This is a genomic window from Paraburkholderia franconis (genome assembly GCF_009362735.1).
Taxonomy (GTDB): Bacteria; Pseudomonadota; Gammaproteobacteria; order Burkholderiales; family Burkholderiaceae; genus Paraburkholderia; species Paraburkholderia franconis.
In genome coordinates this window covers 1-3,983 of record NZ_WHNP01000176.1, presented here as the reverse complement: position 1 = coordinate 3,983, position 3,983 = coordinate 1, and the positions used below count along the sequence as shown (strand labels likewise).

The 3,983-nt window shown below is 59.5% G+C and carries 5 protein-coding genes and 1 pseudogene; all 6 read right to left on the bottom strand.

The genetic code is table 11. The annotated features are described in order from the left end of the window. A pseudogene (locus GCT13_RS47105) lies at positions 1-504 on the bottom strand (formate dehydrogenase-N subunit alpha); the annotation flags it as partial. A gap of 144 nt (positions 505-648) precedes the next feature. After that, entirely contained in the window at positions 649-1,080 is a 432-nt protein-coding gene (locus GCT13_RS47100) for a DoxX family protein (RefSeq protein WP_152768374.1), read from the bottom strand. A gap of 251 nt (positions 1,081-1,331) precedes the next feature. Then, entirely contained in the window at positions 1,332-1,679 is a 348-nt protein-coding gene (locus GCT13_RS47090; protein WP_193727981.1) for a hypothetical protein, read from the bottom strand. Positions 1,680-2,222: 543 nt separating this feature from the next. Then, positions 2,223-2,663 (bottom strand): DUF3331 domain-containing protein, encoded by a 441-nt coding sequence (locus GCT13_RS47085; protein WP_152768373.1) that lies wholly within the window; start codon positions 2,661-2,663, stop codon positions 2,223-2,225. Between the two features lie 50 nt (positions 2,664-2,713). Continuing rightward, a complete protein-coding gene (locus GCT13_RS47080) occupies positions 2,714-3,082 on the bottom strand; it encodes a BON domain-containing protein (protein ID WP_227747403.1) in 369 nt (122 codons plus the stop codon). Between the two features lie 74 nt (positions 3,083-3,156). Continuing rightward, a partial coding sequence (locus GCT13_RS47075; protein WP_193727980.1) for an alginate export family protein occupies positions 3,157-3,983 on the bottom strand: 827 nt, incomplete at its 5' end.

Below are 3,983 nucleotides of genomic sequence, written 5' to 3'. Positions count from 1 at the left end.
CCGACGCCGCGAGCATGCCCGTGGTCAGCCAGCGGTTGACCTTCTTGCCGTCGGGCGTGCTCTCGACGAAGTTCGCGTCGCGGTCTTCCTTCATCAGCTTCGCGATGCGGTCGAGCGCGTCGTTCCACGAGATGCGTTGCCAGTGATCCGAACCGGCAGCACGATACTCGGGATATTTCAGGCGGCTCTCGCTATGGATGAAGTCGATCAGGCTCGCGCCCTTCGGGCACAGCGTGCCGCGATTGACGGGGTGATCGGGGTCGCCTTCAATATGGATGATGCTCGTGGTCGCGTTCTTCGCGCCGTCGCCGAGGCCATACATCAGGCTGCCGCGGCCGACTGAGCAGTAAGGACACTGTTGCGCGTTTCGGTAGTACGAGCCAGTTTGTACTGACGGACTTCGGCGAGCGCGGGTTCAGGCGAGAAGCCCAGCAGGGCCAGGCTCGATCCCGTTAGCGTGCTCGCCGTCACCTTCAGGAACTGACGGCGGGACATTTGCAGCATGATCGCCTCTCGTTCTATTTGTGGGGAGGTGAGAAAATGTATAAGTCGGGTATTGCTTGGCGGTTCTCGATCCGAGGGCTAGCGATTTTTGCATCAAGATGTCCACCAATGCGCGTTGGACTTTGAATAAACCCAAGGCACCTATCAGTGCCTTGGGTCTCTGCGAGTGTTTCCCAGAAAATTATCGAGGGCGAAGGCTCCGCCTCCGGCGAGAAACAGGTACAGCAGGATGAAGCACAACAGGATCGTATCGTTGCCGCCGTTCTGAACCGGAAACAGGCCGCGCGGTTGGAACACCATAAAATAGGCGAACGCCATTTCGCCAGACAGGATGAACGCTGTCCAACGAGTGAATAGGCCAATAATAAGAAGCATGCCGCCAACGACATCCAATACGCCGGCGAAGCCCAGGAGCGACAGGATTTGGACGCTATCGAACTTCGCAACATGCGGCCAGTGGAAGATCTTGGCTGTGCCCTCCTGAATGTAAACCAGACCAGAAATAATGCGTAACATGCCGCGTGCTCGCGGCGACCACGTGCTCCAAAAATTCGCTTCTGTAACGATGCTCGACATGACAGTTTTCCGTACGATGTGTGAAGTTACCTACGTCAGCGTCCTTCTTTGAAACAACCACAGGAAGCGGTGGCCGTGGTAAAGCGATTTCGTCTTTTTCATCGCTTCACGCTGCCGTCGCCCCCTTAAGCAACCTGACAGTACCGGCATGGCGGTTCAGTCACAACCCCGCATTGAACATTGGCCTGTCTAACAGGTACTTACGTTCTCTCGGGCTTCCATCGGTTAGCCCCTCGTGGCTTTAGCGTCGCTCATCGCGTATCGGAAGAGGACTCGCTAACGACATACCACGCAGCGGCTGCCATGCCGCGAGAGCGCGATGTACGCGAAATACGCAACGTGAGCAAAGCGCCCGCCTTGAGCAGGCATTCGATCAGCGATTGCGAGAAAACCCAGACCGACTCGTCCAGTTCGATGGGCAGGCCTGGCACGATTGCGACGAGGCTCAATCCGCACAGGAAGGAAAAGAGCCACTGCGCACGCCCGACACCACGCACAGCCGCAAGGCCGATTGCGGTACAGAAGATCTTTGCGATCGCGAGCGCTGCAATGCCCATGTGGCCCAACGAAGGATCGAGCTCGGCAGGCGTCTCGATCAAAGACCAACCGCACACGCCGAGAACGAAAAGAGTCGGAGTGAGTGCCAAACGCGTGCGGCTACGATGTGTGCGCGCTAGCGTGACGACGCTAGCGTCGTCGATGACGCTCCCGAGTGAACGATCTGCCCCGGCCTTCACGATCGAACGCCTCCTGTCGATGTCGTGCCCGCACGATCCATACGAGATGGAATGATCGAATTGTCGTATGTCGAAAGCAGGATCGGTAGTTAATGTTTGTTAATAAGCCTTAACAAAATGATGCCTGAGGGCTGTGTAACTTAACGCGTGTCGTAGCGATACTGGGAGTCTCGGAAACAATGAACGCTTTACGGCCGGCGGAACCTTGAGAGAGGCAGCGAGCTACCAACTGGTCAATGCTTACGCGCTGCTGTAACGCTTTGTCAACGGTCTAACGCCACTCGAAAGTCAACACGATGTCGGCCGCGAATCACCGGCGCGGAGAAATTCAACCGCGCTCAGAGCACCAATTGAGTGCTTGCGGGCGCGCACGGAGAGGCAGACGCCATTCGACGCTCGCAGGTCTCACGCGCCCGTGCAGCACGAGTCATCGACAGCACACGCGAGGATCATCCGGTTGTGATCGACCGTGAGATAGCCCTGTTCCGTCCGCGGTCGAAAGATCCTGTCGCCATATCGGATCTGTCTGCCCGTCAACAGGCAGAACGAATCGGTACGTGCGCGTCCCAGCCGCCAGATCTGTTCCGCGTAACGGCCCATCCTCGCGTCGCTCCAGCAAACGCTCACGGTTTCCGATGACAGCCGCTCGACGACCGAAATACGCGTCGGCCGAGGCTCCGCGTCGACTTCAGACGTGCCCTCTTCCCGCAAGCGACGTTTCTTCAAACGGAATCGTTGCTTCTTCCGGCGCGCCGTGTCCGTTGCGGAATCCGATGCGTGTGCAACGGGTACCAGAATGTCCAGCAACGCGCGTCGCCCGATGTCTTCTTCCGAGAGAGTGGTCATTACATTCCTCCGCTACGAAGCGTTTCGCTATCTGGCATTCAATCAAACGCCTATCGGCCCTTGCTCTGAATCGTCAGGTTGTTCCTGACCTCCGTGACGCCCGGAACATCCTTTGCGGCGCTAGCCGCCCTGTCGACTGCGGCACGGTTGGGCACCGTTCCCGTCAGCGTGACAACGCCCGCATCTGCGTGAACCCTGATACCGATGCTGGTCAGATGCTTCGTCTTGCCAAGCGCATGATGAACGTCCTTTTCCAGCTGGCGGTCGTCCACTTTCGTGGCTGTAGCGGTCCGCGTGCTGTCGGCAGATGCCGAAGCACTCGCGCCATCCGGCGCGCCCGCAGTCTGCGCGAAGACGCTCGCCGATAGCATCAGCACGGCGATTGCCCACGCTCCTGTCATTGCGATCTTTGCGTTCATCGATGTTCTCCGTCCGATCCACAGATAACCGGCGACACGCGGCATCACGACATGCCGCACCGCTTTGGTTATGCTCACCACCCATACTTCAGTTCGGCACCGACGTAATCCGCGTTACTGCCGCCCGCGTTGCGAATCGAATCGCCGACCTGGAAGTGCACCGCTTCGACGGAACCGATCAGGTTCGACGCCATCGTCCAGTCGGCGCGCACCTGCACATACATGCCCGTCCACCGGCTGCCGTGTCCCGCTGTGCCCGGCACCACGGCATTGGGCTGCTGATACACGGCGTCCGCTGTCGTCTCGCGCCACTGGAAGCCGAGCGCGCCGAGCAGCGCGAGCTTGCTCGTGGGCTTCAACGTGATCGACGGCTTGACGTGGATGAGGTTCGCGTAGCCCGTGTAGCCCGCGAGCGTGAAGTAGTATCCGATCGGAAAGAGCGGATTGAATGTCTCGATGCGTCCGTCGCCGGGATGCCGGTCGCCCGACGCCGCATCGACCTGCACGCCCACGCGCGGGGCCCACGGAAGATCGAGCGTATAGCCCGCGAGCGAGCCGACGGCCCACGCGCCGATCGTCTTGTTGCCGACGTGCCCCGACTGATACATCGACTCCACGTCCCAGTCGGCGCGACCAATCTTGCCCGTGTATCGAAGATCGAAGACGTCGCGATGCTCGTCGCCCGTCGCATCGAGGAAGCGTGCATTCGAGCGGTTGTACTTCGAGTAGTAACCCGAAAGATCACCCGGTCCGACGCCCTGCCGCTCGAAGCGCACGCCGCTGAACGTGAGATGCCGGTTCGACACATCGTCGAAATCCGTCACGTCGCGGTACTGCACAGGCTGCGTCAGATAGCCGATGAAGCGCCACTTGCCGTACTCGTAGTCCGCCCAGATCGCGT

Excerpts from the sequence above, each read along its gene's own strand:
- GCT13_RS47080 (WP_227747403.1), bottom strand. The coding sequence starts at position 3,082 with ATGAACGCAAAGATCGCAATGACAGGAGCGTGGGCAATCGCCGTGCTG.
- GCT13_RS47085 (WP_152768373.1), bottom strand. The coding sequence starts at position 2,663 with ATGACCACTCTCTCGGAAGAAGACATCGGGCGACGCGCGTTGCTGGAC.
- GCT13_RS47100 (WP_152768374.1), bottom strand. The coding sequence starts at position 1,080 with ATGTCGAGCATCGTTACAGAAGCGAATTTTTGGAGCACGTGGTCGCCG.